Origin of the sequence: Streptomyces sp. NPDC048337 (genome assembly GCF_043201175.1) — a bacterium.
Classification (GTDB): Bacteria; Actinomycetota; Actinomycetes; order Streptomycetales; family Streptomycetaceae; genus Streptomyces.
The window spans coordinates 209,167-233,486 of sequence record NZ_JBICYR010000011.1 but is presented as its reverse complement, the minus strand read 5'-3'; the positions used below and the strand labels follow the sequence as shown (position 1 = coordinate 233,486).

At 73.2% G+C, this 24,320-nt stretch carries 26 protein-coding genes, 6 tRNA genes and 1 pseudogene; 22 read left to right on the top strand and 11 right to left on the bottom strand.

Going from position 1 to position 24,320, the window contains the following annotated elements:
* Window positions 1–145: 145 nt before the first annotated feature.
* The gene (locus ACGFYU_RS20335) at window positions 146–667 is read left to right on the top strand and encodes a sigma-70 family RNA polymerase sigma factor (protein ID WP_393828668.1); all 522 of its coding nucleotides are present in this window, start codon (window positions 146–148) and stop codon (window positions 665–667) included.
* A 37-nt stretch (window positions 668–704) separates the two neighbouring features.
* Window positions 705–1,211, top strand: a complete 507-nt coding sequence (locus ACGFYU_RS20330) for a GNAT family N-acetyltransferase (protein WP_393828667.1) — start codon at window positions 705–707, stop codon at window positions 1,209–1,211.
* A gap of 9 nt (window positions 1,212–1,220) precedes the next feature.
* On the opposite strand, the gene ACGFYU_RS20325 is transcribed toward ACGFYU_RS20330, so the two are convergent.
* Together ACGFYU_RS20325 and ACGFYU_RS20320 are read right to left on the bottom strand one after the other, a co-directional pair.
* Window positions 1,221–1,649, bottom strand: a complete 429-nt coding sequence (locus ACGFYU_RS20325) for a hypothetical protein (protein ID WP_393828666.1) — start codon at window positions 1,647–1,649, stop codon at window positions 1,221–1,223.
* Complete coding sequence (locus ACGFYU_RS20320) at window positions 1,642–2,010, bottom strand: hypothetical protein (protein WP_393828665.1); 369 nt, start codon at window positions 2,008–2,010, stop codon at window positions 1,642–1,644. Before ACGFYU_RS20320 ends, ACGFYU_RS20325 begins: the two co-directional genes overlap by 8 nt.
* Window positions 2,011–2,078: 68 nt before the next feature.
* On the opposite strand from ACGFYU_RS20320, the gene ACGFYU_RS20315 reads away from it, so the two are divergent.
* The 9 genes from ACGFYU_RS20315 (at window position 2,079) to ACGFYU_RS20275 (ending at window position 13,766) form a co-directional block, all read left to right on the top strand.
* Window positions 2,079–2,726: an HAD-IA family hydrolase gene (locus ACGFYU_RS20315; RefSeq protein ID WP_393828664.1), complete on the top strand. Its 648-nt coding sequence runs from the start codon at window positions 2,079–2,081 to the stop codon at window positions 2,724–2,726.
* 371 nt (window positions 2,727–3,097) lie between these two features.
* Window positions 3,098–4,144: a methionine ABC transporter ATP-binding protein gene (locus ACGFYU_RS20310; RefSeq protein ID WP_393828663.1), complete on the top strand. Its 1,047-nt coding sequence runs from the start codon at window positions 3,098–3,100 to the stop codon at window positions 4,142–4,144.
* Window positions 4,141–4,809 carry a methionine ABC transporter permease gene (locus ACGFYU_RS20305; protein ID WP_393828662.1) on the top strand — a complete coding sequence of 223 codons (669 nt, stop codon included), beginning with the start codon at window positions 4,141–4,143 and terminating at the stop codon, window positions 4,807–4,809. The genes ACGFYU_RS20310 and ACGFYU_RS20305 overlap by 4 nt, the downstream gene beginning before the upstream one ends.
* An 88-nt stretch (window positions 4,810–4,897) precedes the next feature.
* Entirely contained in the window at window positions 4,898–5,761 is an 864-nt protein-coding gene (locus ACGFYU_RS20300; protein WP_393828661.1) for a MetQ/NlpA family ABC transporter substrate-binding protein, read from the top strand.
* A 169-nt stretch (window positions 5,762–5,930) separates the two neighbouring features.
* The gene (locus ACGFYU_RS20295; protein ID WP_393828660.1) at window positions 5,931–6,620 is read left to right on the top strand and encodes a GNAT family N-acetyltransferase; all 690 of its coding nucleotides are present in this window, start codon (window positions 5,931–5,933) and stop codon (window positions 6,618–6,620) included.
* 78 nt (window positions 6,621–6,698) lie between these two features.
* A complete protein-coding gene (gene cbiE, locus ACGFYU_RS20290) occupies window positions 6,699–7,910 on the top strand; it encodes a precorrin-6y C5,15-methyltransferase (decarboxylating) subunit CbiE (RefSeq protein WP_393828659.1) in 1,212 nt (403 codons plus the stop codon).
* A 275-nt stretch (window positions 7,911–8,185) separates the two neighbouring features.
* Window positions 8,186–11,308, top strand: coding sequence for a nicotinate-nucleotide--dimethylbenzimidazole phosphoribosyltransferase (gene cobT, locus ACGFYU_RS20285; RefSeq protein ID WP_393828658.1), 3,123 nt, complete (start codon window positions 8,186–8,188; stop codon window positions 11,306–11,308).
* Between the two features lie 373 nt (window positions 11,309–11,681).
* Window positions 11,682–12,905: a uroporphyrinogen-III C-methyltransferase gene (gene cobA, locus ACGFYU_RS20280; RefSeq protein WP_393828657.1), complete on the top strand. Its 1,224-nt coding sequence runs from the start codon at window positions 11,682–11,684 to the stop codon at window positions 12,903–12,905.
* A gap of 42 nt (window positions 12,906–12,947) precedes the next feature.
* Window positions 12,948–13,766, top strand: coding sequence for a TrmH family RNA methyltransferase (locus tag ACGFYU_RS20275; protein WP_382647971.1), 819 nt, complete (start codon window positions 12,948–12,950; stop codon window positions 13,764–13,766).
* A gap of 18 nt (window positions 13,767–13,784) precedes the next feature.
* Here the strand turns inward: ACGFYU_RS20275 and ACGFYU_RS20270 are convergent, their stop codons facing one another.
* Window positions 13,785–14,966, bottom strand: a complete 1,182-nt coding sequence (locus ACGFYU_RS20270; RefSeq protein ID WP_393828656.1) for a protein kinase — start codon at window positions 14,964–14,966, stop codon at window positions 13,785–13,787.
* A 551-nt stretch (window positions 14,967–15,517) separates the two neighbouring features.
* Here ACGFYU_RS20270 and ACGFYU_RS20265 point away from each other — a divergent pair.
* The 4 genes and pseudogenes from ACGFYU_RS20265 to ACGFYU_RS20250 all read left to right on the top strand — a co-directional run bounded on the left by ACGFYU_RS20265 (window position 15,518) and on the right by ACGFYU_RS20250 (window position 17,464).
* Window positions 15,518–15,703 (top strand): hypothetical protein, encoded by a 186-nt coding sequence (locus ACGFYU_RS20265; protein WP_393828655.1) that lies wholly within the window; start codon window positions 15,518–15,520, stop codon window positions 15,701–15,703.
* Between the two features lie 277 nt (window positions 15,704–15,980).
* Window positions 15,981–16,217, top strand: a complete 237-nt coding sequence (locus tag ACGFYU_RS20260; RefSeq protein WP_393828654.1) for a hypothetical protein — start codon at window positions 15,981–15,983, stop codon at window positions 16,215–16,217.
* A pseudogene (locus ACGFYU_RS20255) lies at window positions 16,214–17,199 on the top strand (phosphotransferase); the annotation flags it as partial. The gene ACGFYU_RS20260 and the pseudogene ACGFYU_RS20255, both read left to right, overlap by 4 nt.
* 28 nt (window positions 17,200–17,227) lie before the next feature.
* Window positions 17,228–17,464, top strand: a complete 237-nt coding sequence (locus tag ACGFYU_RS20250) for a zf-TFIIB domain-containing protein (RefSeq protein WP_393828683.1) — start codon at window positions 17,228–17,230, stop codon at window positions 17,462–17,464.
* Between the two features lie 61 nt (window positions 17,465–17,525).
* Here the strand turns inward: ACGFYU_RS20250 and ACGFYU_RS20245 are convergent.
* The 5 genes from ACGFYU_RS20245 to ACGFYU_RS20225 form a co-directional block, all read right to left on the bottom strand.
* A tRNA-Val gene (locus tag ACGFYU_RS20245) sits at window positions 17,526–17,597 on the bottom strand.
* 50 nt (window positions 17,598–17,647) lie between these two features.
* Window positions 17,648–17,719, bottom strand: a tRNA-Val gene (locus ACGFYU_RS20240).
* A gap of 19 nt (window positions 17,720–17,738) precedes the next feature.
* Window positions 17,739–17,810: transfer RNA gene (locus ACGFYU_RS20235), tRNA-Val, on the bottom strand.
* 1 nt (window position 17,811) lies between these two features.
* Window positions 17,812–17,885, bottom strand: a tRNA-Cys gene (locus tag ACGFYU_RS20230).
* Between the two features lie 41 nt (window positions 17,886–17,926).
* Window positions 17,927–17,999 (bottom strand) — tRNA-Gly (locus ACGFYU_RS20225).
* Between the two features lie 180 nt (window positions 18,000–18,179).
* On the opposite strand from ACGFYU_RS20225, the gene ACGFYU_RS20220 reads away from it, so the two are divergent.
* The 3 genes from ACGFYU_RS20220 to ACGFYU_RS20210 are packed head-to-tail and all read left to right on the top strand — an operon-like array spanning window position 18,180 to window position 20,952.
* Window positions 18,180–19,268, top strand: coding sequence for a chorismate-binding protein (locus ACGFYU_RS20220; RefSeq protein WP_393828653.1), 1,089 nt, complete (start codon window positions 18,180–18,182; stop codon window positions 19,266–19,268).
* A complete protein-coding gene (locus ACGFYU_RS20215) occupies window positions 19,265–20,086 on the top strand; it encodes an aminotransferase class IV (RefSeq protein ID WP_393828652.1) in 822 nt (273 codons plus the stop codon). Before ACGFYU_RS20220 ends, ACGFYU_RS20215 begins: the two co-directional genes overlap by 4 nt.
* 41 nt (window positions 20,087–20,127) lie before the next feature.
* Window positions 20,128–20,952: a GNAT family N-acetyltransferase gene (locus ACGFYU_RS20210; protein ID WP_393828651.1), complete on the top strand. Its 825-nt coding sequence runs from the start codon at window positions 20,128–20,130 to the stop codon at window positions 20,950–20,952.
* On the opposite strand, the gene ACGFYU_RS20205 is transcribed toward ACGFYU_RS20210, so the two are convergent.
* A complete protein-coding gene (locus ACGFYU_RS20205) occupies window positions 20,949–21,443 on the bottom strand; it encodes a DsbA family protein (protein WP_393828650.1) in 495 nt (164 codons plus the stop codon). The genes ACGFYU_RS20210 and ACGFYU_RS20205 overlap by 4 nt on opposite strands.
* A 167-nt stretch (window positions 21,444–21,610) precedes the next feature.
* Between ACGFYU_RS20205 and ACGFYU_RS20200 the strand changes: the two genes are divergently transcribed.
* Together ACGFYU_RS20200 and ACGFYU_RS20195 are read left to right on the top strand one after the other, a co-directional pair.
* Entirely contained in the window at window positions 21,611–22,051 is a 441-nt protein-coding gene (locus ACGFYU_RS20200; RefSeq protein WP_393828649.1) for a hypothetical protein, read from the top strand.
* 150 nt (window positions 22,052–22,201) lie between these two features.
* Entirely contained in the window at window positions 22,202–22,381 is a 180-nt protein-coding gene (locus ACGFYU_RS20195) for a hypothetical protein (RefSeq protein WP_393828648.1), read from the top strand.
* On the opposite strand, the gene ACGFYU_RS20190 is transcribed toward ACGFYU_RS20195, so the two are convergent.
* Complete coding sequence (locus ACGFYU_RS20190) at window positions 22,319–22,924, bottom strand: CGNR zinc finger domain-containing protein (RefSeq protein ID WP_393828647.1); 606 nt, start codon at window positions 22,922–22,924, stop codon at window positions 22,319–22,321. The genes ACGFYU_RS20195 and ACGFYU_RS20190 overlap by 63 nt on opposite strands.
* Window positions 22,925–23,146: 222 nt before the next feature.
* Window positions 23,147–23,560 (bottom strand): SsgA family sporulation/cell division regulator, encoded by a 414-nt coding sequence (locus ACGFYU_RS20185; protein ID WP_030011909.1) that lies wholly within the window; start codon window positions 23,558–23,560, stop codon window positions 23,147–23,149.
* A gap of 177 nt (window positions 23,561–23,737) precedes the next feature.
* Here ACGFYU_RS20185 and ACGFYU_RS20180 point away from each other — a divergent pair, with 177 nt between their 5' ends.
* Entirely contained in the window at window positions 23,738–24,184 is a 447-nt protein-coding gene (locus ACGFYU_RS20180; protein WP_393828646.1) for a TIGR02611 family protein, read from the top strand.
* Window positions 24,185–24,229: 45 nt separating this feature from the next.
* Window positions 24,230–24,301: transfer RNA gene (locus ACGFYU_RS20175), tRNA-Val, on the top strand.
* Window positions 24,302–24,320: the final 19 nt, after the last annotated feature.

Genomic DNA, 24,320 nt, shown 5'->3' with positions numbered 1-24,320 from the left:
ACCCCCCCCCCGCCGGGGGGGCCGGGGCGGCGGCCCCCCCCCCCCGGGCCCCCCGCCCCCCCCCCCCCGGCCCCGCCCCCCCCGCGGGGGGGGGGGGGGCCGGGGGGGGCCCCCCGCGGCCCCCGCCCCACTCGTCCCGCCCGGCATGGACCTGCTGAAGGCTGACCTCTTTGAGAAGCTCGGCCCGCTGCTCTCGGCCGAAGCGGCCGCGGAGGCCCCGGGCACCGGAGTCGAGGCGGCCGACCTGGAACAAGCCGTATGGGTCAGGCTGCTGGAGAGCGGCCCGCGCGACCCGGACCCCACCGGCCGCGCCCGCTGGCTGCGCCGGGCGGTGCGCGCCGAGGCGCGCCGAGCCCGGCGCCGCGCGCGCCGCGAGATCCCCTACGGCGTGACGCCCGCTCAGCCGGGCGGCGCACCCGAAGACGCCCTCCTGCACGGGGAGGAGACCCGCGCCCTCCGATCGGCGGTCGCCCGATTGCCCGGACGGTGTCCCGAGCTGATGAAGGCACTTCTTTCGCCCAGAGACCTCACCTACCGTGAAATCGCAGGAGAGTTGGGTATCTCACAAGGAAGTTTGGGGCCCGTCCGTTCCCGTTGCCTGGGATGTCTGCGCAGAATGCTGGCTGCAGAGGTTGCGGCTCCTGGCCTGTGGGGAAAGGAGCGGTAGACCAACGGGCTACCAGGTGAGCGGGAGGCATGCGCACATGGGCATGAGCGTGACCATTTCGGCGGCGGCTGCCGAGGACGCTGAGCAGATCTTCAAACTGCAGTACCTGGCCTTCCAGCGCGAGGCCGAGCTGTACGGCAACTACCTCATCCAGCCGCTCACCCAGTCCCTGGACTCCCTCAAGGGGGAGCTGGCGACGGACACCGTACTGGTGGCCCGACTCGGCGACGAGGTCGTCGGCACCGTGCGCGGCAGCGTCGACGAGGACGGCACCGGAAAGATCGCCAAGCTGTGCGTGCACCCGCGCCTCCAGGGCCACGGCCTCGGCGCGCGCCTGCTGCGCGCCGTCGAGGAGGCCCTCGCCGGCGCCGGCGGCACGACCCGGTTCCGCCTGTCCACCGGGCACAAGAGCGAGTCCAACCTGCGGCTCTACCGCAACGCGGGCTACACCAAGGTCGGCGGCCGCACGGCTTCCGACGGCGTCCAGCTGGTGATCCTGGAGAAGGACGCCAAGGACGCCACCGATTTCGCCGTCAGCGCGTAGCGCCCGGCGCTAGCGACTGCGGCGCAGCCAGATCATCCCGGTGATCGGCAGGATCACCGGGATGAACAGGTAGCCCATCCCGAACTGCCCCCACACGGTCGCGTCCGGGAAGGACTCGGGGCGCACCAGCGTCCACGTGCCCACGGCCAGGACGCCCGCCAGCTCGACGGCGCAGCAGGCCAGCGCCGCCTTGCGGGCCGTCTCCCCGCCGCGCACCAGCGAGTACGTGATGAACGCGTAGGCCACGGCGGCCGCGGCGGACAGCGAATACGCCAGCGGCGCCCGGTCGAACTCGGTGGAGATCTGGAAGGCCGAGCGCGAGACGGCGCCCACCACCATCACCCCGTACAGCCACACCAGCAGCAGCCCGGGCCCGGAGACCAGCCGCTTGCGCCCGGCGGGAGTGGCGGTCGTCGTGTCCGTGTCAGCGTCAGGCACCGGTGGTTCCCCAGATGTCGTAGAGCCGTACTTCGAGGACGGCGAGGACGACCGCGCCCGCGGACACCGTCACAGAACCCCACTTGGTCCGCTCGCTCAGCGAGAGCATCCCGGCCGCGGGCACGGCCGCGAAGGCGCCCAGCAGGTAGGAGACGAACAGCACCGTGCCCTGCCCCGGCTCCTCGCCGCGGGCGAGCTGGACCAGTCCGATCGCCAGCTGGGCCAGGACCAGTACGGTCACCACGGCCATGCCGATGAAGTGCCAGTCCTTGGTCGGCTGGTCCCGCCACGCGGCGTGGCCGCACCAGGCGGCGAGGGCGAGTGCGGCCACGCCGATGGCGACCGTCAGGGCGTCGAGCATGCAGCGAGGGTATTACGGGCCGAAAGACCCGATGCGCGCACCCCTGGCCCCGCGCTTTGCTGGACGGTATGAACCTGCGAGCCGAAGCCCTGCTGTTCGACAACGACGGAACGCTCGTCTCCTCCATGGACTCGGTGTTCCGCTGCTGGAGCCGATGGGCCCAGGAGTACGGGATACCCGCGGAGGACTTCGCCCGCGTCGAGCTGAACGGCCGCCCGGCCGCGGAGATCATCGCCGAGTTGCTGCCCGCCGGGGTGCGGGCCGAGGCCCTCGCCCGGATCGAGGCCCTGGAGGTCGAGGACGTGGCGGGCGGTGTCGTCCTGCTGCCCGGCACCAAGGACCTGCTGTCCGCACTGCCCGCCGGCCGCTGGGCGGTGGTCACCTCCGCGACCCGCCCGCTCGCCGAGGCGCGGCTGCGCGAGGCCGGCATCGACTTCCCCGAGATGGTCGCCGCCGACGACACCACCCACGGCAAGCCCGACCCGGAGCCCTTCCTGCTCGCCGCGCGCCGTCTGGGCGTCGACCCGGCCCGCTGCGTCGTCTTCGAGGACGCCCCCGCGGGCCTGGCGGCGGGGCGCGCGGCCGGCATGCGGACCGTGGCCTTGACCACAACGCACAGCGCCGCCGAACTCGACGCGGACGTGGTCGTACGGGACCTCTCGGCCGTGTCGGTGCAGGTCAGCGCGGACGGTCTGACCATCGGGACGGACGGCTGACATCGACCGGTGTTGTCCGGTATGCGGCCGGTTTCCGTCCGCTATCCGGACGTCATTGATCGGTGAAGGGATACGTCTGCTTTACTGGGGCCCATGACCACGACGAGCAGCCGCACCCTTGCGACCGAGGCGACGATGACGCCCGGTGCTCGTTGTATGTGTCGAATGCGCGCCTTCTGAGGGCCCCTTCCGCAAGCCTCGCGCCCCGAAGCGAGACCGGCCGAGCCTGTCCATCTGTCCCGGACCGCTCCTGCCCCGCGCACGCGCTGAGACCGATGATTCATCCCGGTTTCAACCCGTATCGCGTCCCCAGATGTTTGCCCCGTGCCCGGCACCCGCTGCGCCGAGCACTCGACAGCGACGGAAATCCTGTGATCACCACATCGGGCCTCACGAAGGTCTACCAGTCCCGTGGCCGCGAGGTCACCGCCCTGGACGGCGTCGACCTCCACGTCCGCGAGGGCGAGGTCTACGGAGTCATCGGCCAGAGCGGTGCCGGCAAGTCCTCCCTGATCCGCTGTGTGAACCTGCTGGAGCGCCCCACCACCGGCACCGTGACCGTCGACGGAGTCGACCTCACCGCGCTGGCCGGCCGCGGCCGCCGCGCCGGCAAGGAACTCCGCGAGGCCCGCAGCCACATCGGCATGGTCTTCCAGCACTTCAACCTGCTGTCCTCGCGCACCGTCCAGGGCAACATCGAGCTGCCCCTGGAGATCCTCGGCGTCTCCGGCCGCGAGCGCTCCCGCAAGGCCCTGGAACTCCTCGACCTCGTCGGCCTCGCCGACAAGGCCAAGGCCTACCCCACCCAGCTCTCCGGCGGCCAGAAGCAGCGCGTGGGCATCGCCCGCGCCCTGGCCGGCGACCCCAAGGTGCTCCTGTCCGACGAGGCCACCAGCGCCCTGGACCCCGAGACCACCCGCTCCATCCTCCAGCTGCTGCGCGACCTCAACCGGCAGCTCGGCCTGACCGTCCTCCTCATCACGCACGAGATGGACGTGGTCAAGTCCGTCTGCGACTCGGCCGCCCTCATGAAGCGGGGCCGGATCATCGAGTCCGGCACCGTCGCCGAACTGCTCGCCACCCCCGGCTCCGAGCTCGCCGGCGAACTCTTCCCCGTCAGCGGCTCCGCCACCGGCCCGGACCGCACCGTCATCGACGTCACCTTCCACGGGGAGGCCGCCACCCAGCCGGTCATCTCCCAGCTGGCGCGCACGTACAACATCGACATCTCGATCCTCGGCGCCGCGATGGACACCGTCGCCGGCCGGCAGATCGGCCGCATGCGCATCGAACTGCCCGGCCGCTACGAGGACAACGTCGTGCCCGTCGGCTTCCTGCGCGAGCAGGGCCTCCAGGTGGACATCGTCGACGACATCGACAACGAACTGGCCGCGCTGGTCGAGGATGGTGCGAAGTGACCTGGTCCGAAATGCAGCCCCTGCTCACCCAGGGCACCTACGACACCCTCTACATGGTGCTGTGGTCCACCCTGGTGACCGTGCTCGGCGGGCTGCCCATCGGCATCCTCCTCGTCCTCACCGACAAGGGCGGCCTCCTGCAGAACCGGCCGCTCAACAAGGTGCTCGGCGTGATCGTGAACATAGGCCGCTCGCTGCCGTTCATCATCCTGCTGATCTTCCTGATCCCGGTCACCACCGCGGTCGTCGGCACCTTCATCGGCCCCACCGCCATGATCGTCCCGCTCGCCATCGGCGCCATCCCCTTCTTCGCCCGGCTCGTCGAGACCGCCGTCCGCGAGGTGGACCACGGCCTGATCGAGGCCGTCGAGTCGATGGGCGGCGGCATCCCCACCCTCGTCGGCAAGGTGCTCCTCCCGCAGGCCCTGCCCTCCCTGGTCGCCGGCGTCACCACCACCGTCATCACCCTGGTCGGATACTCCGCCATGGCCGGCGCCGTCGGCGGCGAAGGACTCGGCTCCAAGGCCATCACCTACGGCTTCCAGCGGTTCGAGACCGGCTTCATGGTCGCCACCGTCGTCGTCCTGATCGCCATCGTCACGGTGATCCAGCTCGTCGGCGACGGCGTGGTTCGCCTCCTGGCCCGCCGCGGCCGGACAGCCTGAGCCGGGCCCACAGGACTTCCCCGTCCAGAAGGCCCGCACTTGTCGTGCTTGGGCCACCACCCCGAAAAATGCAAGAAAGGCACTCTTCGTGCGCAAGAACATCAAGCTCACCGCCCTCGCCGCCACGGCCACCGCGCTCGCCCTCGGCCTCACCGCCTGCGGCAGCTCCTCGGACCCGTCCTCCACCAAGGCCGACGGCGGCAAGACCGACGAGAGCAAGCCGCTCGTCATCGCGGCCTCCCCGAGCCCCCACGCCGACATCCTGAACTTCGTCAAGGACAAGCTCGCGGCGAAGGAGGGCCTGGGGCTCGAGGTCAAGGAGTTCACGGACTACGTCCTGCCGAACACCGCCACCGAGCAGGGCCAGGTCGACGGCAACTACTTCCAGCACAAGCCGTACCTCGACGACTTCAACAAGAAGAACGGCACGCACATCGTGCCCGTCGTGAACGTGCACCTGGAGCCCCTCGGCCTCTACTCCAAGAAGGCCAAGGCCCTCACCGACATCAAGGCCGGCCAGACCATCGCCGTCCCCAACGACACCACCAATGAGGGCCGCGCGCTCCAGCTGCTCGCCGCTAACAACCTCATCACCCTCAAGGAGGGTGTCGGCACCAGCGCCAAGCTGTCCGACATCACCGACAAGAAGGGCCTGGAGTTCAAGGAGCTGGAGGCCGCCACGGTCCCGCGCGCCCTGAACGACGTGGACGCCGCCGTCATCAACGGCAACTACGCGCTTGAGGCCAACCTCAAGCCCGCCAAGGACGCGCTGATCCTGGAGAAGGCCGAGGGCAACCCGTACGCCAACTTCCTGGCGGTCAAGGACGGCAACCAGAACGACCCGCGGATCCAGAAGCTCGCCAAGCTCCTGAACTCCGACGACGTCAAGAAGTTCATCGAGGAGAAGTACCAGGGCTCGGTCATTCCGGCCTTCGGCACCCCGGCCTCCTGAACCATCCGGCCATGAGCTCCGGCCCCGTACGCCCCTGTCGGTGTACGGGGCCGAGCTCTGCCCGCTTCCGGGCAACCCGGCCCTGCACTTCCCCCGGCCGATGCTGCATGCTGTGGCCTACGACCCGCACAAACGGTCCCGCACCACGGTCTCAGGCATGGAGCTGCGCATGACTACCACCTTCCCGGACGTCACCATCAGCACGGACCGGCTGGTGCTGCGCCCCTTCGAGGAGGAGGACGTCACCGCGCTCACCGAGATGATGAACGACGAGCACATCACCGCCTGGACCTCCGTACCGCACCCCTACACCCACGCCGACGCCACCGCCTGGGCCACGAAGGTCTCCCACGCCGAACGCACCGAGGGCCGCGGCATCGTCTTCGCCGTCACCGAGTTCCTCACCCAGCGCCTCGTCGGCATCGTCCACCTCCAGAACACCAACTGGCGCACCAGAGCCACCGAGGTCGGCTACGTCACCGCCCCCTGGGCCCGCGGCGAGGGCTACGCCAGCGAGTCCGTACTCGCCGTCGCCCAATGGCTCTTCCGCGACCAGGGCTTCGAACGCCTCGAACTGCGCACCGCCGCCGACAACACCGCCTCCCAGCAGGTGGCCCAGAAGATCGGCTGCATCAGCGAGGGAGTCCTGCGCAACGCCTGGATAGTGCGCACCCAGACGGCCGACGGCACCTGGACCGACACCCGCACCGACCTCATCGTCTGGAGCCTCGTCCCGGAGGACCTCGACGACGGCGACGGCTACGGGAACTTCGACGGATACGACGGATACGACGCCTACACCGGCTACGAACAACGGGCCGACGCGAACGGCCACCCCGTCGGCGCCGACTGGAACTGACCCGATGACCAGGTAGTCTCACCGTTCCGGACCCCCGCACAACCCTTCGCCTGCCCCCACCCCAGGAGACTGACGACGATGGCCGACCGGGTCACGGTGATCGGCTGGGACGGCTCGCCCCTGACCGCGGCCGCCCGGTCCGCGCTCTCCGCCGCCACCCTCGTGGCGGGCGCCGCCCACCACCTCGCGCTCCCCGAGGTCCCGCCCACCGCCGAACGCATCCGCCTCGGCAGCCTGGGCCTCGCCGCGCGCCGCATCGCCGGCCACCGCGGCACCGCCGTCGTCTTCGCCGACGGGGACCCCGGCTTCTTCGGAGTCGTACGCACCCTGCGCGCCCCGGAGCACGGCCTTGAGGTCGAGGTCGTCCCGGCCGTCTCCTCGGTCGCCGCCGCCTTCGCCCGCGCCGGCATGCCCTGGGACGACGCCCAGGTCGTCGTCGCCCACCCGCGCACCCTGCGCCGCGCCGTCAACGTCTGCCGCGCCCACGCCAAGGTCGCCGTCCTCACCTCACCCGGCGCAGGCCCCGCCGAACTCGCCCTGCTCCTGGAAGGAGTCCACCGCACCTTCGTCATCTGCGAGGAACTCGGCACCGACAAGGAGCAGGTGAGCGTCCTCACCTCCGACAAGGCCGCCGACCACACCTGGCGCGACCCCAACGTCGTCATCGTCATCGGCGGCGGGGGACAGGTCTCCACCGCCGACCCGGGCTGGCTGCTCGGCCAGAGCGCCGCCCAGTCCGCCGCACCCGCCGGCCGCGGCTGGGCCCGGCCCCAGGCCGACGCGGGGGAGGGCGAGTCCGCGCACCTGCGGGCCGCGCAGCTCGCCCGGCTCGGCCCCCGCACCGGCGACCTCGTCTGGGACATCGGCGCCGGGTCCGGCGGCGTCGCCGTGGACGCCGCCGCGCTCGGCGCCGCCGTCATCGCCGTCGACAGCGACCCGCGCGCCTGCGAGCGCGTAACGGCCGCCGCCCGCAAGCGAGGCGTACTGCTCCAGGTCGTCGCCGGGCGCGCGCCCCACGTACTGGAGAACCTGCCCGAGCCCGACGTCGTCCGCGTCGGCGGCGGGGGAGCGGCCGTGGTCGCGGCCGTCGCCGACCGCCGCCCCGAACGGATCGTCAGCCACGCCTCCACGCGCGACGAGGCGGAGGCCATCGGCCGTGTACTCACCGAACACGGTTACGCCGTCGAGTGCGCACTGCTCCAGTCCGTGGGCCTGGACACCCGTACCTGGGTCGAACAGGACCGTTCCGTGGTGTTCCTGCTGGCCGCCGAACGACCGGTGACCCGCTGAGCCGAAGGCCGGGGTAGGCTGGCCGATCGTCGTACTGCCCAGGACGATTCGGGCATCACGGCACCGCGGGACGCGCGACGTGGCGCAGTCCACAGTGGACCGTGGCGGTTATGGCCGCCGCGGTGGCTAACGGGCGCGACAATGCTTAGTGGTTGTCGCGCAGGCGGACGTGAGGCGAACGCGTCGCACGGCAACCCCGCACGGCAACTCCGCGCGGCGGGCCCTGTGGGCGCCCGGGCGATCGAAGAGGCAACACCGATGGGCGAGGGGTACGCATGACTGACACCGGCCAGGTCCCGGGCGAGGGTCACCCGGACAACGCGGGCATGGTGGATCAGCAGGGCGTGCCCGCCCCGGTCCAGATGCCGCCGCCGCTTCCCCCCGGCTACGCCTTCCACGACCTCGTGGACAACCCGGCCGAGCCGGAGGACGAGGAGCTGCTGCTCATGCCGAGCGGCCAGGGCTCCTGGAGCGACCCGCAGGTCGTTCCCCCGGCCCCCGTCTTCCCCGTCGAGCCCTCGGCCTACGCGGACGCGCCCTACGGCGCCGAGCCGTCGTACCCCGAGGCGCCGGCGGCGTACGCCGAGCCGGCCGCGTACCCCGAGTTCCCCTCCTACGGCGCGGGCGCGCACGAGACGGGCGGCCGTGACTCCGGCGCGCTCGACCTCGGCGGGCTCGTCGTCCCCCCGCCCGCGGCTCCGGCCGCGCAGGCCGCGCCGGTCCGGCGGCCGCTGCACATGGGCCCGCCCGTACCCGAGGCCACCGGCGGAGTCGTACGGTCCCTCGCGGACCGGGGTCCGGCCGCGACGCCTATGCCGGCCCGCCAGGCGGGTCCGCCGACCACCGGGCCCGAGTACCTGGACATCCCGCGTGCGGAGGCCGTGGCGGCGCCCGTACCGCAGCTGAGCGAGATCCCGCCGCAGGCCGGTGCGCCGTGGACGCCGGAGCCGCCGCAGGCCCCCGCCCCGGTAGCCGAGCCGGTCCCGGCCGCCGCCCCGGCCGCCGAGGCCGTCCCCGCCTCCGAGCCGGTGGCCGAGGCCGTCCCGGCCCCGGAGCCGGTGGCCGAGCCCGTCGCGGCCCCGGCCCTGGCCGCCGAGCCGGCCCTGGCCGCCGGGCCGGAAGCGACCCCGGAGCCGGTCGGCGGGCCGATCCCGGCCGCCGGGTCGCAGCCGGTCGCCGAGCCCGTGCCGGCCCCCGGCCCGGTCGCGGAGGCCGCCCCGGAGCCCGTCGCGGTCGCGCCCGCCGAGCCGGCCGCGCCCGCCGAGCCCGTGGCGCAGGAGCCCCTCGCGGCCGAGGCCGCCCGGGTGGAGCCCGCCGCGGTGGAGCCCGCCCCCGAGCCGCTCGCCGTGGCCGCACCCGCAGAAACGGTGGTGCAGCCCGCCGACCCCGCGCCCGCCGCCCCGGTCGAGCCCGAGGCCGCCGTACCGGCGGAGCCGTCCGCTCCGGAAGAGCTCGCCGAGCCCGTCGAGACCCCGGCCGCGCCGGACGCCGCCGCACCGGCAGAGCCCGTACAGGAGGAGCCCGTACAGGCAGAGCCCGTTCCTGCGGAGCTGCTCGTCGCGGCCGAGCACGGGACCCCGGCGGAGCCCGCCCCGGCGGACGCCGAAGCCACCCCGGCGGAAGCCGAGCCCGTATCCGCCGAGCCCGCCGCCGGCGAACCGGCCGGCGAGCCGGCCCCCGCCTACGACGACGCCGAGCGCGAGGCCGTCCTGCGCGTCATGCGCGAGCGCCGCGACATCCGCAAGGGCTTCCGCACCGACCCCATCCCGCACGAGGTGCTGCTCCGCGTCCTGGAGGCGGCCCACACCGCGCCCAGCGTCGGACACTCCCAGCCCTGGGACTTCGTCGTCATCCGCTCCGCCGAGACCCGCCGGACGATGCACGAGCTCGCCCAGCGCCAGCGCGAGGCCTACGCGAACTCGCTGCCCAAGGCCCGCGCGAAGCAGTTCAAGGAACTCAAGATCGAGGCCATCCTCGACACCCCGGTGAACATCGTCGTCACCGCCGACCCCACCCGCGGCGGCCGCCACACCCTCGGCCGGCACACCCAGCCGCAGATGGCCCCGTACTCCTCGGCCCTCGCCGTCGAGAACCTCTGGCTCGCCGCCCGCGCCGAAGGCCTCGGCGTCGGCTGGGTCAGCTTCTTCGACGAGCGCGAGATGGTCCGCGCGCTCGGCCTGCCGGAACACCTGGAGGTCGTCGCGTACCTGTGCGTCGGCTACGTGGACGAGTTCCCGGAGGAACCCGAGCTCGCCCAGGCCGGCTGGTCCCAGCGCCGTCCGCTCTCCTGGGTGGTCCACGAGGAGACGTACGGACGTCGCGCGCTGCCCGGCGAGGAGCCGCACGACCTGCTCTCGGAGACGGTCGCCAGCATCCGCCCGCTCGACGCGAAGGCGCTGGGCGAGGCGTGGGAACGCCAGAAGCGCATGACCAAGCCCGCAGGGGCCCTGGGCATGCTCGAAATCATCTCGGCGCAGCTCAGCGGCCTCTCCCGGGTCTGCCCGCCGCCGATCCCCGAGCCCGCCGCGGTCGCGATCTTCGCGGGCGACCACGGGGTCCACGCCCAGGGCGTCACCCCCTGGCCCCAGGAGGTCACCACCCAGATGGTGGCCAACTTCCTGGGCGGCGGGGCCGTCTGCAACGCCTTCGCCAACCAGGTGGGCGCCGAGGTCTGCGTGATCGACGTCGGCGTCGCGGGCGACCTGCCCGCCACCCCAGGTCTCCTTCCCCGGAAGGTCCGCCCGGGCACGGCCGACCTCTCGACTGGCCCGGCGATGACGCGCGAGGAAGCGGTCGCGGCCATCGAGGTCGGCATCGAGACGGCCCGTGACCTGGTCGCGGCGGGCAACAAGGCCCTGCTCACGGGCGAGATGGGCATCGCGAACACCACGGTGTCCGCGGCCCTCATCTCGGTCTTCACCGGGGTCGACCCGGCGGAGGTCACCGGCCGCGGCACGGGCATCAACGACGAGACCCACGCCCGCAAGGTCGACGTGGTCCGCCGCGCCCTGGAACTCCACCAGCCGGACCCGGCGGACCCGATCGGCGTCCTCGCCGCGATCGGCGGCCTGGAGCACGCGGCGATCGTCGGCCTGCTGCTCGGCGGAGCCTCGCTCCGTACGCCGGTCATCCTGGACGGCGTGAGCGCGGGCGCGGCCGCCCTGGTGGCCCGGGCCATCGCCCCCGAGGCCCTGTCCGCGTGCATCGCGGGCCACCGCAGCGCGGAGCCGGGTCACGTGGCGGCCCTGAACAAGCTGGGGCTGCGCCCGCTGGTCGACCTGGACCTCCGCCTCGGCGAGGGCACGGGCGCGCTGCTGGCCCTCCCGCTGGTCCAGAGCGCGGCCCGCGCGATGCACGAGGTCGCCACCTTCGACTCCGCGGGCGTGACGGAGAAGTAGCCCCGCGAGCCGCCTTCCGGGGGCCCCGCCCCGGACCCCGCGCCTCAAACGCCGAAGGGCCGGGTTCGCCTCCGGCGGCGCCTCAAACGCCGGCGGGGCTGGATGGCCGCCCCGCCGGGCTGCGGTTGCCCTACGGGCATCCAGCCGCGCCCGGCGGTCGGCAGCAGCCGAAATCCAGCCCCTCCGGCGTTTGAGGAGCGGGTCGGGGGCAGCGCCCCAGGAGCCCCCGCGCAGCGGGCCCGGACCTGACCCGCGCCCCCGGACCCGCCGCGCCGTATCGTGGACCCGCACAAGAAACCGCACGTCAGTACAGCGCCGCTCCAACGCCGCAGCGGCAAGACAGAACGACCGCCGCATCAGGAGCTGCACCGCCATGGCCGAACACCCCGCGTACCCCGTCGGTCTCCGACTCGCCGGCCGCCGCGTCGTCGTCATCGGCGGCGGACAGGTCGCCCAGCGCCGCCTCCCCGCGCTCGTCGCGGCCGGGGCCGACGTCCTGCTCGTCTCGCCCTCCGCCACCCCCTCCGTGGACGCCATGGCCGAGACCGGCGAGATCCGCTGGGAGCGCCGCCGCTACGAGGACGGCGACCTGGCCGGCGCCTGGTACGCGCTCATCGCCACCCGGGACCGCGAGGCCAACGACCGCGCCTCCGCCGAGGCCGAGCGCGAGCGGGTCTGGTGCGTCCGCGCCGACGACGCCGAGGCCGCGACCGCCTGGACCCCGGCCACCGGCCGCGTGGAGGGCGTCACCGTCGCCGTGCTGAGCGGCAACGACCCCCGCCGCTCCGCCGCCGTCCGCGACGCGGTCGTCGAGGGGCTGCGCGACGGCAGCCTCACGGCCGCCCGTCCCCACACCCCCGGCGTCTCCCTCGTCGGCGGCGGACCCGGCGACCCCGACCTCATCACCGTGCGCGGCCGGCGCCTCCTCGCCGAGGCCGATGTCGTCATCGCCGACCGGCTCGGGCCCCGCGACCTGCTCGACGAGCTCCCGCCGCACGTCGAGGTCATCGACGCCGCGAAGATCCCGTACGGCCGGTTCATGGCCCAGGAGGCCATCAACAACGCCCTGATCGAGCACGCCAAGGCCGGCAAGGCCGTCGTCCGGCTCAAGGGCGGGGACCCGTACGTCTTCGGCCGCGGCATGGAGGAGCTCCAGGCCCTCGCCGCCGAGGGGATCCCGTGCACCGTCGTGCCCGGCATCTCCAGCTCCATCTCCGTGCCCGGCGCCGTCGGCATCCCGGTCACCCACCGGGGCGTGGCCCACGAGTTCACCGTGGTCAGCGGCCACGTCGGCCCCGACGACCCGCGCTCGCTCGTGGACTGGGCCTCCCTCGCCAAGCTCACCGGCACCCTGGTGATCCTCATGGGCGTCGACAAGATCGGCCTGATCGCCGAGGCCCTCGTGCGCCACGGCCGCTCCGCCGACACCCCCGTCGCGGTCATCCAGGAGGGCACCACCGCCACCCAGCGCCGCGTGGACGCCACTCTCGCCACGGTCGGCGAGACGGTCCGCGCCCAGGAGGTCCGCCCGCCCGCGGTCATCGTCATCGGCGACGTCGTCACCGTCAACGGAACTCCCCCCACCACCAGCGCCTGACAGGCCGTTGGCTTCGCACCCAGGACAAGGCAGTATCACCCTGTGGCTGATCTCATCACCGTCGAGGACCCCGACGACCCGCGCCTGCGCGACTACACGGGCCTGACCGACGTCGAACTCCGGCGCCGCCGCGAGCCCGCCGAAGGCCTCTTCATCGCCGAGGGCGAGAAGGTCATCAGACGCGCCAAGGACGCCGGGTACGAGATGCGCTCGATGCTGCTCTCCGCCAAGTGGGTCGACGTCATGCGCGACGTCATCGACGAACTCCCGGCCCCGGTCTACGCCGTCAGCCCCGAGCTCGCCGAGCGCGTCACCGGCTACCACGTGCACCGTGGCGCCCTCGCCTCCATGCAGCGCAAGCCGCTGCCGACGGCCGAGGAGCTCCTCGCCACGACCCGCCGCGTGGTCATCATGGAAGCGGTCAACGACCACACCAACATCGGGGCCATCTTCCGCAGCGCCGCCGCCCTCGGGATGGACGCGGTGCTGCTGTCGCCCGACTGCGCGGACCCGCTCTACCGCCGCTCGGTGAAGGTCTCCATGGGCGCGGTCTTCTCCGTCCCCTACGCCCGTCTCGACGCCTGGCCCAAGGGCCTGGACTCGGTCCGCGAGGCCGGATTCAAGCTGCTCGCCCTGACCCCGCACCAGAAGGCCTCGCCCATCGACGTGGCGGCGCCCCAGTCCCTGGAGCGGGTCGCGCTGATGCTCGGCGCCGAGGGCGACGGGCTGTCCACGCAGGCGCTGGTCGCCGCCGACGAATGGGTGCGCATCCCCATGGCGCACGGCGTGGACTCGCTGAACGTGGGCGCGGCGGCCGCGGTCGCCTTCTACGCCGTGGCCCAGGGCCGCGAGACCGCGTAACCCGTAACCGGCAACCCGTCAGAACTTCTGGGCCGCCGCGATGCCCAGCGCCACGATCAGCGTCACCACGACGAACACGATCAGCCGCTGCCGCATCAGCTTCGGGTCCGGCCGCGTAGGGCGCCGCCCCGTCCCCGTCGTCCGCGGGGCCGGGCGGCCGCCCGTACGCCCCGCGGTCGGCCGGGAGGCCGGCCCGCCCGGGGTGCGGGAGGACGAGGGCCGCGAGGGCGGCCCGCCCTGGGCCCGCGGAGTGGTGTCGCCGCGCGTCGGACGGCGCTCCGTGCGCTGGTCGGCGTACGTGGCGGAGTCCTCGGCCGGCCGGCCCGCGGGCCGCTCGGTACGGGCGCGCTGCGCCGGCGGGCGCCCCTCGGGCAGTCCCTGCGCCTCTCGGGCCGCGATCTCCTTGAGCCGCATCGACAGCTGGAGCGTGCTGGGCCGCTCCTCGGGGTCCTTGGCCAGGCAGGCCCGTACGAGGGGTGCGAGCGCGTCCGGGACCCCGTGCAGGTGCGGCTCCTCGTGGACCACGCGGTACAGCATGACCTCGGAACTGCCGTGCCCGAAGGGCGAGTCCGCCGTCGCCGCGTAGGCGAGGGTGGCACCCAGGGCGAAGACGTCGGTGGCGGGGGTGACGGCCGCGCCGCGCACCTGTTCGGGCGCGAGGAACCCGGGGGAGCCGACGGCCGTTCCCACGTGGGTGAGGGTGCTCGCCCCGGTGGCCCAGGCGATCCCGAAGTCGATGATCCGCGGGCCCTTGGGGGAGAGGAGGATGTTCGAGGGCTTGAGGTCGCGGTGGACGACGCCCGCCTCGTGCACGGCGACGAGACCCTCGGAGAGCGCGGCGCCGATCGCGGCGATCTGCGCGGCCGTCAGGGGGCCTTCCTCGGCCACCTTGTCGTGCAGGGAGGGTCCGGGCACGTACTGCGTGGCGAACCACGGCCGCTCGGCCTCCAGGTCCGCCGCCACCAGGCGGGCGGTGCACCCCCCGCGGATCCGCCGGGCGGCCGACACCTCGCGGGCGAACCGGGAGCGGAACTCCTGGTCCTCGGCCAGGTCGGGCCGGATCACCTTGAGCGCGACGCGCTGCCCGCGCCGGTCCGATCCCAGGTAGACCACACCCATGCCGCCGGCGCCGAGCCGTCGGTGCAGTCTGAACGAGCCGACGACACGCGGGTCCTCGCGCCGGAGCCGCATCATCGCCATGTCCACCCCGCTGACCGGTCGTCCTGTTGACGTGGCACAGCTTACGGACGATCCGGCATGCGCGCTCAGAGGCCGCGCCCTCGCCGGGAGATTCGATTGTCAGTGCGGCACAGCACACTTGAGGGAGCCTCAGCCCAGCCGGGTGGTACCGGCCGAGGTAGGCCCTGGGCCGCCAATCGGGCCTCCACGCAAGGGGATTGGCGCCGCTGCCGGGCTCCCGGCGCGGTCGCGTGCGCCCGCGCGCGCCCCGCACCCGGGTCGATCTCGCCGAGAGCCCGCCCGCAGACACGCATGAGCAGGGAGTGACGGAAGTGAGCGAAGTCACTACGCTCCGGTGACCCCCTCCGGGAAGACCCCTACGACGGGCGAGCGGTCTCCACCCAGGGGAGTACGCGGGGTGGATGCCGTCATCCTCCTGGAGGCCCGGCAATGGGTACGAAGGCATGAGGCCAGGGGCCTTCCGCCCGCCTAGTGTTGAAGACAAGCGGCGGGTGGCGCACTCGTCCCCCGAGGTCATAAGCCCGCCGCTGCCAAACGACAGGGAGAGGACCATGGCGGACATCGCACGGCAGGGACGCAAGGCATTCGCGTTCAACGGCCATGAGTCCGGTACGCGCCACCCGCTGGTGGCCGCGGTGATGGTCCTCCCCCTGGCCGCGCTCCTGCTCTTCGTCTTCGGAGGCTTCGAGCAGGTCGCGGCACAGGCGTCGTCCGTGGGCACGATGCTGGGGCGCTGAGCGGCGCCCCAGGCCCGGGAGAGCGGCCCGGGCCGGGACATCGGCCTGTCGAACCCCGTGGGGACGGGGGAGCGACGACGGACGGCAGGTGAAGGGTGCTGCCCGTGCGACTGGGGAGTCGCACGGGCAGCACCCTTTTTCGCTCCGCGGAGCTGCCCGTAGCCTTCCCGGCATAGACGACACAAGGCAGCGGCCATGGCGGCTGACGCGTGGGGACACCCCGCTCGGCACCATCCACGTCACCGGCGGGGACTTCCCGTGGCTGTACGGCACCCTTGTGCCGGAACCCGCCTTCGAGGAAGTCCGGCCCTGGTTCGAGGAAGTGCAGGGACTCCTCGCCCGGGAGATCTACGAGGGGCCCTTCGACGTCGCCTACGGCCGCATCGAGCGCGAGCTCACGCTGGTCTCACCCGACGGTCCCGTCGCGGAGTTCCTCTTGCACGTGGGGGGCGCGGACGCCTGGTTCCGCTGGTCCGACACCCCCCTCGCCACCGACCCGGAGGCCGCCGGGTGACGCCGGACGGGCTCGCGTGCTGGGCCTCCGGCGGTACCGGCGGGGCCTACGGGCTGCTCGCCGACCGCCCCGACGGGACCGTCGTGCGCTGCGGTGAGCTCGCCGCCAAGGCGCACGCCCCCGACAGCGAGGCCCCCGCCCTCGCGGCGCGCCTCCGGATCGCCGGGGCCGCCCCGCTCGCCGGGATCCTGCTGCCCCCGCTGCGCACCGGCCTCCTCCAGGAGCGCCACGTTTCGCTGTGGCCGTACGGGACTCCCGTGGATCCGGAGCGCCCCGAGGACGCTCCCTGGGAGGCGGCCGGCCGACTGCTCGCGGCTCTCCACCGGACGCCACTGGACGGACTCCCCGGCCCGGTCCCGCCGATGCGCGGCCCGGCCAAGGTCGCCCGCGCCCTGCGCCGCCTCACGGGGGTGTTGGACACCGCTCCCGAGGACGCCGTAGCCGCCCGTGACGCCGAAGGCGCTGCCGTCCGCGCCATCCGGGACGACGCACGGAACCCGCCCGGCCGGACGCGCGGGGTCCGCGCGGTCCGCGCCGCCGCCCGGACGCTGCCCGCCTGGGCGCGCGGGGAGGCCGCGGCGCCGCCCGGCGGGGCGCTGTGCCACGGGGACCTGCACCTCGGGCAGCTGGTCCGGCATCCCGCCCCGGAGGGGCCCTGGCTGCTGATCGACGTGGACGACCTCGGCCTCGGCACGCCCGCCTGGGACCTCGCCCGCCCGGCCGCCTGGTACGCCGCCGGGCTCCTCCCCCGGAGGACTGGCTCCGCTTCCTCGACGCCTACCGCGCCGCCGGCGGCCCGGCCGCCGGTCCGCCCGGCTCCGACCCCTGGCCGGAACTCGACCTCGCCGCCCGCGCGCTCACCGTACAGACGGCCGCCCTCGCCCTGGCCAAGGCGGCCGGGGCGGGCCGCCGACTCGACGACGTGGAGCGGCTGATGGTGGACGCGTGCGCCCGAATAGCCATGCTCCCGGCCGACTTGGAGTGCGGGGCTCCGTCGCAACGGTGTCCAGATCGAGCAGTGCAGCGGCTGTCGCGGCATCTTCCTCGACTACGGCGAGCTGGAGGCGCTGACCCGCCTGGAGTCCCAGTACACCGCCCAGTACGGGCAGGTGCCCCCGCCCGCCGCGCCCCCGGCGCCCTACCCGGCCCCCGCCCCCGCCTGGGGCGCCCCGCACCACGGCGGCCACGGGCACGGCCACGGACACCACCACCGCGGCGGCTTCGGCCGGATGCTCTTCTCCTCCTGAGCCGACGGCCCCGAGGACGACGGAAGCCCCGGCCGTGGAGACGGCCGGGGCTTCCGGGCGGTGCGCGATACTGGGATTGAACCAGTGACCTCTTCCGTGTCAGGGAAGCGCTCTCCCGCTGAGCTAATCGCGCGGGACTACGGTGCGAAACCGCAGGTCAAACGTGTGGTGCGTGGTACTGCGTGCGCGATACTGGGATTGAACCAGTGACCTCTTCCGTGTCAGGGAAGCGCTCTCCCGCTGAGCTAATCGCGCGGGGATCCTTGCGGATCAGTGGACGATACTGGGATTGAACCAGTGACCTCTTCCGTGTCAGGGAAGCGCTCTCCCGCTGAGCTAATCGTCCTTGGAGGTGGAGACGGGATTTGAACCCGTGTAGACGGCTTTGCAGGCCGTTGCCTCGCCTCTCGGCCACTCCACCATGGAGCTGCGGGGGTTCTCGGGAAGAAATCCCCCACTTCGAGCGGACGACGAGACTCGAACTCGCGACATCCACCTTGGCAAGGTGGTGCTCTACCAACTGAGCTACGTCCGCAGGTCACCGTGTTCGCTCCGGGGTTTTTCCCCTTCGCTCCCTGGCGACGTGTTGAACTCTAGCGGATTCCCGGGCCAGCTCAAAAACGCGTTTCCGCAGCGTGCTGCCGCTCGATCACCACCGGTCACCCGCCGGTCACCTCATCGGCGCCGCCGCGTCACCGGTCATAGACTCGCAGCCGTGCACGACCTGCCTCCCCTGGCCCGCTTCGGCGGCCTCCTCGCGACCGACCTCCGAGACGTCACCAGCGATCCTGGTGCCCTCGACTCCACCGGCTTCTGGGCGGTGGCAGCCGACTTCGAAGGCCGGCTCGTCTGCGCGCGCTTCGGGGACATACGCCCCGACCCGGTACCCGCGCCCGTCCCCGGCGCCTGGCGCGGCCCCGACGCCGACCAGTGGACCTCCTCCCTCGACCGGGACGGGTACGTCGCCGGCGTCCGCCGCATCCGCGAGCACATCGCCGCCGGCGAGGTCTACCAGGCCAACCTCTGCCGCGTACTGTCCGCGCCGCTCCCCAACCCGGCCGACGCCGACGTCGACGCCCTCACCGCACTGCTCGCGCGCGGCAACCCCGCCCCGTATGCAGGAACGATTCGGCTGCCCGCCCACGGGGTGGAGATCGCCACCGCCTCCCCGGAGCTGTTCCTGCGCCGCACCGGCCGCCGAGTGGAGTCCGGCCCCATCAAGGGCACCGGCCGCACCGTCGCCGACCTGCTCCCCAAGGACCACGCCGAGAACGTGATGATCGTGGACCTCGTCCGCAACGACCTCGGTCGGGTCTGCGCCACCGGCTCCGTCACCGTCCCCGAGCTGTGCGCCGTCGAGGAGCACCCGGGACTGGTCCACCTCGTCTCCACCGTGAGCGGAGAGCTCGCCGACGGCGCCGGCTGGCCCGAGCTGCTCGCCGCCACCTTCCCGCCCGGCTCCGTCACGGGCGCGCCCAAGTCCTCCGCCCTGCGCATCATCCAGGCCCTGGAGACCGCCCCCCGCGGCCCCTACTGCGGAGGCATCGGCTGGGTCGACGCCGACCGGGGCACCGCCGAGCTCGCCGTGGGCATCCGCACCTTCTGGATCGACCGCGAGGCCCCCGGCGGCCCCCGCCTGCTCTTCGGCACCGGCGCCGGGATCACCTGGGGCTCCGACCCGGACCGCGAGTGGGCGGAGACCGAGCTGAAGGCCGCCCGCCTGCTGCGGGTAGCGTCGGGCACCGCCCCCGAGGTGACCGGCACCCAGGGGACGAACGGGATGAACGGAGGGACCGTACGGTGAGAATCTGGCTCGACGGAGCGCTGCGGGACGTCGACGGCGCGAAGGTGTCCGTCTTCGACCACGGGCTGACCGTGGGTGACGGCGTCTTCGAGACGCTCAAGGCGGAACGCGGCCGGGCCTTCGCCCTCACCCGCCACCTGGACCGGCTGACCCGCTCGGCCCGCGGCCTCGGCCTGCCCGACCCCGACCTCGACGAGGTGCGCCGGGCCTGCGCCTCCGTCCTGGAAGCCAACCCGATGGAGCGCGGGCGGCTGCGCGTCACCTACACCGGCGGCGTCTCCCCCCTCGGCTCCGACCGCGGGGAGTCCGGGCCCACCCTGGTAGCCGCCGTCGCCGAGTCCCCGCGCCGCCCCGACACCACCGCCGTCGTCACGGTGGACTGGGTGCGCAACGAGCGCTCCGCCGTGGCCGGCCTGAAGACCACCTCGTACGCCGAGAACGTCGTCGCGCTCGCCACCGCCCACCGGGCCGGGGCCTCCGAGGCGCTCCTCGCCAACACCGTCGGCCGGCTCTGCGAGGGCACCGGCTCCAACGTCTTCGTCGTCCTCGACGGGGAGCTGCACACGCCGCCCCTGGCGTCCGGCTGCCTCGCCGGCATCACCCGTGCCCTCGTCGTCGAGTGGTCCGGGGCCAAGGAGACCGACCTGCCCTTCGAGGCGCTGGACCGGGCCGAGGAGGTCTTCCTGACCTCCTCGCTGCGCGACGTCCAGGCGGTCGTACGGATCGACGGGCGCGAGCTCGGTACGGCCCCCGGGCCGGTCACGGCCGAGGCGATGCGGCTCTTCGACGCGAAGGCCGGCGCGGACCTCGATCCGTAATCGCCTGTCCCGACGGCCGCAGGACGGGTAGAACTCCAGTGATGACCACCACCCTGCGGCCGAGCGAGCCGCTTCAGCAGAGCAGTGGCGGGGCGCGGACGCGCCGGTACGAGATCCGCGTGAACAGCAGGCGCGTCGGCGCGCTGCTGCTGGCCTCCGACACCCCCTTCGGGCCGACCGTCGGGGAGATCCGCGACCTGGCCGTCGACGAGCGCGACCGGCGGCGCGGCCGCGCCACCGTGGGGGCGCTGGCCGCCGAGGAGGTCCTGCGCGGGTGGGGCTGCCGCCGGGTCCGGGTGTCGGTCCCGGCCGATTCGCCGGGCGGTCTGCGCATGGCCGAGGCCCTCGGGTACGCCGAGTACAGCCGCAACATGGCCAAGGACCTGCCGGCGGAGCCGCCCGTCCTGCCCGAGGGGGTCGTCGGCCGGCCGATGACCGACGCCGAGTACGAGGTCTGGCTCGCCCGGGCGAAGGTGGCCTACGCCGAGAGCTGGATCGACCGCGGCCTGTCGGCGGAGGCCGCCCACGCGAAGTCCGCGGCCGACCACGACAGGCAGCTGCCGCAGGGCCTGGCGACGCCCGGGGCCGCCCTCGCCGTCCTGGAGGCGGCCGGCACCCCGGTCGGCACGGTCTGGCTCGCGCCGCTCGGCGAGGGCGCGTACGTCTTCGACGTCCAGGTCGGCGCCGAGTACCGCGGCCGGGGCCACGGCCGCCACCTGATGCTCCTCGCCGAACGCATGGCCCTCGCCGAGGGCCACCGCGTGATGGCCCTCCACGTCTTCACCGGCAACACCCCGGCCCTCGGGCTCTACGAATCCCTCGGCTACCGGCCGACCGACTTCAACTACGCGAAAGAGTTGATCTAGACACCGAGCAGCCGGTCCGCGATCTCCTCGATGCGGGCGCGCAGCCCCTCCTGGCTCTTGCCGCCGTCGAGGCGCTCGCCGTCGATCACGTACGTCGGGGTGCCGGTCACGCCGATCGCCTTGCCCTCGGCCTGGTCGGCGTCGACGATCAGGATGTGCCGCCCGTCGACCAGCGCGGTGTCGAACTCCTCCACGTCGAGGCCCAGTTCACGCGCCACGTCCAGCAGCACCGGCTCGCCGCGCTCGGCCAGCTCCGCGGTGCGCGCCAGGACGGCCTCCGCGTAGGGCCAGCCCTGCCCCTGCTCCACGGCCTCCTCGGCGGCCTGGGCCGCGGCGAAGGAGTGCTTGTGCTTCTCCAGGGGGAAGTGGCGCAGCCGGATGTCCAGCCGGTCGCCGTAGCGGGCCCGCAGGGCGCGTACGTCGTCCAGGGCGCTGTGGCAGTCCGGGCACTGGAGTTCGCACCAGACGTCGAGGATCACGGAATCGGTCATACGGACAGTCTCCCAGCCCGTGCAACCAGCGACCGACCGGGACCTGCGGAGGAGACGGACCCGGAGATGTCCCGGAGATCGGCCCGCGGGGCCCCGTGGATCTGGCCGCCGCGGCGGGGACCGGTGCAGGATGGATAGGGACAGACCGCCCACTCCTGGAGGACCGCATGCTCGCCGAGACCATCTGCTCCGCGGTGTCCGCGGCGGGCCTGGGCATCGCCGCGCTGACCGCCTACCGCAAGCGCTTCCTGGCCGCCACGCGGATCGCCGCGTACGCGCTGGTGCCCGTCGGCCTCGTGATGACGGGCGTCGTGGAATGGGTGTCCGGGATGGTCTTCAAGCCGACGGTCTGGGCCGGCTTCGGACTGCTGGGGCTGGCCTGGCTGCTGTTCGTGACCACCCGGGCGATCGAGCGCCGCGGCCGCGGCAAGGCGGCGGTCGAGGGGAGCCCGGACCGGCAGGCCGTCGCCCCGGGCGCGTCCGCGCCGTCCCTGGGCACCGGCGCCGGGTCCCGCTCCCGGCCCGCCGCGGGCCGGCAGCCGCAGGCCGCCTCGGGCGGGGAGGACTTCTCCGACATCGAGGCCATCCTCAAGAAGCACGGCATCTGACCGGAGCGGCGCCGAGAAGCGCCGAGAAGCACGACAGCGGGCCCCGTCCGGCCCGGAGCGCGTCCGGTCCACGAGATCGGGCGAACTGCCGCCCCGATCTTGGCGTGTTGGGACACGGTTGGCGGCGGGCTGCGCCATCATCGGCCCGACATGCTCGACACATCGCAGAGTGAGCCGTCGGCGCCCCGTCCCGCGCCGGTCCCGACGCCCGCCCCCGAGGAGCCGAGAGGCTGTCTCTTCGCGCTCTCCCAGCCGCCCCTGATGATCTTACTGGCGGTGATCGGCACCCTGCTGCTGCTCGCCGCCGTGCACGACCTCTTCCTGCTCTGACTTGCGCCGGGCCCGGTAGGCCGCCACGTGCAGCCGGTTCCCGCAGGTCCGGCTGTCGCAGTAGCGCCGCGAGCGGTTCCGGGAGAGGTCCACGAAGGCGCGCCGGCAGTCCGGGGCCTCGCAGCGGCGCAGCCGTTCGGTCTCGCCGGAGACCACGATGAAGGCCAGCGCCATGCCGCCGTCGGCCGCCAGGTGGTCGCCGACCGAGGCGCCCGGCGCGAAGTAGTGCACGTGCCAGTCGTAGCCGTCGTGGTCGGTCAGCTGCGGAGTGGTGCCGGCCGTCGCCACCAGCTCGTTGATCAGTACGGCCGCCGCGCGGGCGGTCGGTGCCGCGAAGACCTGGGCGAACTTTCCGCGCACGGTCCGGACCCCGGCCAGATCGCGGGCACCGAGCTCGCCGACGTCGCTGATCGCGTACTCCTGGACGAAGCCGCGCAGCGCGCTGACGTCCGAGAGTCCGTCGGGCTGGTCCGCCTCGGCCGCGGTGTTCACCAGCGCGACGACGACGTCGAGCGCGCGACGGGTGTCGTGGGGGATCTGCACGGGGTCTCCCTCAAGGGCCGGGCCTGCGGCGACGGTCCTGTGCCGCCGCTGGGGGCCGACTCTAGCGGGTCCCTCCGAAGGGGGGTGCCCACGCACACCGGCGCCGTCCTCGCAGGTGGCTCCCGCGAGAACAGCGCCGGCCGTGCCGTATGTGGTTGTCCGGCCCACACCGTCGCCCCGAGTCGGACGGTGTCGGGCGGTCAGGCACTCGTCGGAGCCGGCTCAGCTTTCGGCCAGGATGTGGGAGAGCTCCTTGTCGAGGTCGAAGTGCCGGTGTTCGGTCCCGGGTGGGACCGCGGCGTCCGTCCGCTTGAGGAACGACTCGAGTGCTCGGGCGGGTGCTTCGAGCAGCGCTTCTCCCTCCGGTGAGCTCAGGGCGATGCAGACGACGCCCTGACCGTGGCTGCGGGACGGCCAGACGCGGACGTCGCCGGTACCGGTGGGCCGGTGGAGGCCCTCCGCGAGGAGGTCGCGGGCGAACACCCATTCGACCGTCTCCTCGGCGCCGGTGTGGAAGGTGGCGTGCACGGCGTAGGGGTCGGCCGTGTCATACCGCAGGCCCGCGGGAACAGGCAGTGAGGACTCGCTCGACACAACGAGGCGCAGGTGCAGCTCGCAGCTGACCGTGGTGTTCATAAGCGCCAGGGCCTTTCGCTCAGTGTGCGCTCGGGGATTCGCACGTCGGCGAAATCGACATGCCACCTACGGTGCCGTTGTAAACCCCTCTGACCGTTTTGCGGACCTCTGGGTCCCTCGGACGGCGGATCCAAAGCACCATTCACGTGTGCTTCCGGCTCCGGTAGATTCGACCTCATGAATACGGGGAGTGACCGCGAGACCGGCAAGACCGACGAGTCCGTGAGCAGTGGGCCGGCCACCGAAGAGGCGCTGCACGTCTCCAAGGCGCCCGCCTTCATCAAGGCCCGCCGCAGTCTGCACCTGAGCTGGCAGGTCGGCGTCTTCGTCGTCGGCCTGGCCGTGATCGCGGCGGGCATCGCCATGCTCGTCCTGCCCGGCCCCGGCTGGGTCGCGATCTTCGCGGGCCTGGCGATCTGGGCGACGGAGTTCGCGTGGGCGCACCTCGTGCTGCGCTGGACCAAGCGCAAGGTCACCGAGGCCGCGCAGAAGGCGCTCGACCCGAAGGTCCGCCGCCGCAACATCATCCTGACCAGCGTCGGCCTCGTCGTCGCGGGCGCGCTGATCGGCTTCTACCTGTGGAAGTACGGGCTCGTCCTGCCCTGGAACATCAAGGACCAGTGATGGTCAGGAGCACCGCTGACATGCGGTAATGTTTGCGGTGCGTCCGGGCGATTAGCTCAGTGGGAGAGCACTTCGTTCACACCGAAGGGGTCACTGGTTCGAACCCAGTATCGCCCACCCGGACCAGAGGGCCCGG

Coding starts and splice junctions, on each gene's coding strand:
- ACGFYU_RS20335 (WP_393828668.1), top strand. CDS start 146: ATGGACCTGCTGAAGGCTGACCTCTTTGAGAAGCTCGGCCCGCTGCTC.
- ACGFYU_RS20330 (WP_393828667.1), top strand. CDS start 705: ATGGGCATGAGCGTGACCATTTCGGCGGCGGCTGCCGAGGACGCTGAG.
- ACGFYU_RS20320 (WP_393828665.1), bottom strand. CDS start 2,010: ATGCTCGACGCCCTGACGGTCGCCATCGGCGTGGCCGCACTCGCCCTC.
- ACGFYU_RS20315 (WP_393828664.1), top strand. CDS start 2,079: ATGAACCTGCGAGCCGAAGCCCTGCTGTTCGACAACGACGGAACGCTC.
- ACGFYU_RS20295 (WP_393828660.1), top strand. CDS start 5,931: ATGACTACCACCTTCCCGGACGTCACCATCAGCACGGACCGGCTGGTG.
- cbiE (WP_393828659.1), top strand. CDS start 6,699: ATGGCCGACCGGGTCACGGTGATCGGCTGGGACGGCTCGCCCCTGACC.
- cobT (WP_393828658.1), top strand. CDS start 8,186: ATGACTGACACCGGCCAGGTCCCGGGCGAGGGTCACCCGGACAACGCG.
- cobA (WP_393828657.1), top strand. CDS start 11,682: ATGGCCGAACACCCCGCGTACCCCGTCGGTCTCCGACTCGCCGGCCGC.
- ACGFYU_RS20270 (WP_393828656.1), bottom strand. CDS start 14,966: ATGGCGATGATGCGGCTCCGGCGCGAGGACCCGCGTGTCGTCGGCTCG.
- ACGFYU_RS20265 (WP_393828655.1), top strand. CDS start 15,518: ATGGCGGACATCGCACGGCAGGGACGCAAGGCATTCGCGTTCAACGGC.
- ACGFYU_RS20210 (WP_393828651.1), top strand. CDS start 20,128: ATGACCACCACCCTGCGGCCGAGCGAGCCGCTTCAGCAGAGCAGTGGC.
- ACGFYU_RS20205 (WP_393828650.1), bottom strand. CDS start 21,443: ATGACCGATTCCGTGATCCTCGACGTCTGGTGCGAACTCCAGTGCCCG.
- ACGFYU_RS20200 (WP_393828649.1), top strand. CDS start 21,611: ATGCTCGCCGAGACCATCTGCTCCGCGGTGTCCGCGGCGGGCCTGGGC.
- ACGFYU_RS20195 (WP_393828648.1), top strand. CDS start 22,202: ATGCTCGACACATCGCAGAGTGAGCCGTCGGCGCCCCGTCCCGCGCCG.
- ACGFYU_RS20185 (WP_030011909.1), bottom strand. CDS start 23,560: ATGAACACCACGGTCAGCTGCGAGCTGCACCTGCGCCTCGTTGTGTCG.
- ACGFYU_RS20180 (WP_393828646.1), top strand. CDS start 23,738: ATGAATACGGGGAGTGACCGCGAGACCGGCAAGACCGACGAGTCCGTG.